At 65.2% G+C, this 3,632-nt stretch carries 2 protein-coding genes; one reads left to right on the forward strand and one right to left on the reverse strand.

The window, feature by feature from the left end; all coding sequences use genetic code 11:
• Positions 1 to 112: 112 nt before the first annotated feature.
• A complete protein-coding gene (locus AC5JJ6_RS41500) occupies positions 113 to 1,603 on the forward strand; it encodes a M23 family metallopeptidase (RefSeq protein ID WP_496047665.1) in 1,491 nt (496 codons plus the stop codon).
• Positions 1,604 to 1,723: 120 nt separating this feature from the next.
• Here the strand turns inward: AC5JJ6_RS41500 and AC5JJ6_RS41505 are convergent.
• Positions 1,724 to 3,632: AAA family ATPase (locus AC5JJ6_RS41505; protein WP_496047666.1), on the reverse strand; the 1,909-nt coding region annotated here is incomplete at its 5' end.

Genomic DNA, 3,632 nt, shown 5'->3' on the forward strand with positions numbered 1-3,632 from the left:
TTGACAGTGATACTCCTGTCGCGCATGGTTCAACTCACAGTTCGCCAGCTTTAGTTTCCCCCAATACAAGGGCCGGGCCGCCGGTGCCCGGCTTCAGCAAGGAGGACACCCGGTGCGTCTAGGGGTTGCCGCCATACCCGCTCTTGCCCTTTGCCTAGCAAGCGTGCCCAACTTCGCTTCGGCGGGGTGGGAGTATCCATATAATCATCCCACCAGAACCCCTATCGACTCCGCACCGGCGGCGGCAAAGACAGGACCGGAACTGGCCGATCTCGACAAGGAGGCCGCCGGTCCCCATCCGGCCAAGACCGCCTCCGCTGAAGACGCTATGGAGGACACCGGAGCACCGGCCGGTGATGCCTCCACCCTGGCGGATGCGCTGGATGAGTCGCTTCCCGAGGAAGGACAGACCGAAGCGCTGGCCGACCTGGACCGCAAGGTGGTGGAAGTCGGCCGTGGCGATACGTTGCTGGGACTGCTGGTCAACGCTTCGGTTCCCAAGATCGATGCCCATGACGCAATCGAGGCATTGAGAAGCGTCTTCGATCCGCGCCGTCTTCAGGTCGGCCAGGAAGTCGCCCTGCTGTTCCAGCGCGAGTCCGGCTCCGACCGCCGCTTCATGGGACTGGAACTGGAGCCTGACGCGGAGCGGGCCGTCTCGGTCGCCCGCGTCGAAGGCGAAGGTTACGAAGCCGCGACGATCGATAAGGCGCTGGAGCGCCGCAAGACGGCAGCATCGGCTGTGATCGACAGCAGCCTGTTCGAAGCCGGCGCCAGCGTCGGCGTTCCGATTCCGGTCATGGCCGCGATGATCCGCGCCTATTCCTACGACGTGGATTTCCAGCGCGACGTCCAGCCGGGCGACGAGTTCCAGGTGATGTACGAACGCTACTTCACCGACGACGGAGCCGCGGCCCGCGATGGCGATATCCTGTATGCGGCGCTAAACCTTGGCGGCAAGCAGATGGAGCTGTTCCGGTACAAGACCCGCGACGGCATCGTCGATTATTTCAACCGCCAGGGCGAGAGCATCCGCAAGGCGCTGCTCCGCACACCGATCGATGGAGCGCGGGTTTCCTCGAAGTTTGGCATGCGCCGCCACCCGATCCTGGGCTTCAGCAAGATGCATGCGGGTACGGACTTCGCGGCTCCGACCGGCACGCCGATCTATGCCGCCGGAAACGGCGTGATCGAGGAGATCGGTCCGAAGAACGGCTACGGCAACTACATCCGCATCAAGCACAACCAGCAGATCGCGACGGCCTATGCCCATCTCAGCAAGTTCGGCACGGGCATGCGGCGGGGCGGCCGGGTGCAGCAAGGCGACATTATCGGTTATGTCGGGACGACAGGGCGTTCCACCGGTCCGCACCTTCACTATGAAGTCATGCGCGGTGGTCGCCAGATCAACCCCATGAGCGTCGATCTGCCGACCGGCGTCGCCTTGGAAGGCCGCGAGCTGGTCGCCTTCAAGCAACACGTCGAAGAAACCGACCGGCAGTTCGCCGCCAACCTGCAAAGCTCGCAACAGGTGGCCCAGAGCGTCAGCGCCACTGGCGAAGCCGAGCATCCGGATGCCTGCCGAGGCGATCGGGCCTGCTGATCGGCTGCGTCATGCGAACCATCGCAGCGTCGCTGGTCCTGCCGCTGCCGTAGAACCCGAATGGACGAAGACAGGACGTTGCGGCGGAAGGGCTGCCTTCCGCCGCAACGCTTAAGCTGCTTAGTGGACGGTCCTTGGTCTGGCCCAGGACGATCCCGTGCCGCCTGAAGACCCCGCACCGGGGACATGGGTGCCGGCGGGGATGCCGTCTATCACCAATCCCTGTTCGCCGGCGCTGACCTCGACCTTCTGGCCGTCGGCAATGCGGCCTTCCAGCAGCAGCGTGGCGAGCGGGTTCTGAAGCGCCCGCTGGATCACCCGCTTCAGAGGCCGGGCACCGTAGACCGGGTCGTATCCGGCATCGGCGAGCCAGGCCAGAGCCTTGTCGTCGATTTCCAGATCGATGTCGCGGTCGGCCAGCATCTTCCGCAGGCGGCCGAGCTGGATCTTGACGATGCCGCCCATGTTCCCACGGCTCAGCCGGTGGAACAGCAGGATCTCATCGAGCCGGTTCAGGAACTCCGGCCGGAACGAGCCCCGGACGATCTCCATCACTTCCTCGCGCACGGCGGCACTGTCCTGGCCTTCCGGCTGGTTCGCCAGGATCTCCGACCCGAGGTTGGAGGTCATGACGATCAGGGTGTTGCGGAAGTCCACGGTACGCCCCTGCCCGTCCGTCAGCCTGCCGTCGTCGAGCACCTGAAGCAGGACGTTGAAGACATCCGGGTGCGCCTTCTCGACCTCGTCGAACAGGATCACCTGATAGGGCCGGCGGCGGACGGCTTCCGTCAGCGCGCCACCCTCCTCGTAGCCGACATAGCCGGGAGGCGCGCCGATCATGCGGGCGACCGCGTGCTTCTCCATGTATTCCGACATGTCGAGCCGGATCATGGCGGTTTCGTCGTCGAACAGGAACTCGGCCAGAGCCTTGGTCAGCTCGGTCTTGCCGACGCCGGTCGGGCCTAGGAACAGGAACGAGCCGATCGGCCGGTTCGGGTCCTGAAGGCCGGCGCGGGCGCGGCGGACCGCATTGGACACCGCCACGATCGCCTCGTCCTGGCCGATCACGCGGCTGCCGAGTTTGCCTTCCATCGCCAGCAGCTTCTCGCGCTCTCCCGTCAGCATCTTGTCCACCGGGATGCCGGTCCAGCGGCTGACGATGGCGGCGATCTCGCCGTCACGAACCTCCTCGTTCAGCATCCGGTTGCCCGCGACTTCCTCGGCGGCCTTCAGCTTTCGTTCCAGCTCCGGAATGATGCCGTAGGACAGTTCCGCCGTCCTGGCCCAGTCGCCGTTGCGCTGGGCCTGCTCCTGCTCGACGCGGGCATGGTCCAACTGCTCCTTCAGCTTCTGGGCGCCGGTGAGCTGTTCCTTCTCCGCCATCCACAGGCCGGTCATGTCGGCCGACTTGGCTTCCAGATCCTCAAGCTCGCCTTCCAGCTTCTCCAGCCGGTCGCGCGACGCCTGATCGCTTTCCCGCTTCAGGGCTTCCCGCTCGATCTTGAGCTGAATGATGCGGCGGTCGAGTTCGTCGATCTCTTCCGGCTTCGAATCGACCTCCATGCGGAGCCGCGAGGCGGCCTCGTCGATCAGGTCGATCGCCTTGTCCGGCAGGAACCGGTCGGTGATGTAGCGGTGCGACAGTGTCGCCGCCGAAACGATCGCGCTGTCGGTGATCCGGACGCCGTGGTGAAGCTCGTACTTCTCCTTCAGGCCGCGCAGGATCGAGATCGTATCCTCGACCGTCGGCTCGGACACGAAGACGGGCTGGAACCGCCGCGCCAGCGCCGGGTCCTTCTCGACATGCTTGCGGTACTCGTCCAGCGTGGTCGCACCGACGCAGTGAAGCTCGCCGCGCGCCAGTGCGGGCTTCAGCATGTTGGACGCGTCCATCGCGCCGTCGGCCTTGCCGGCCCCGACCAGGGTGTGCATTTCGTCGATGAAGACGATGATCTCGCCGGCCGCGGCCGTGATTTCCTGCAAGACGGCCTTCAGCCGCTCCTCGAACTCGCCGCGATACTTGGCGCCG

Source organism: Skermanella sp. (assembly GCF_059503625.1).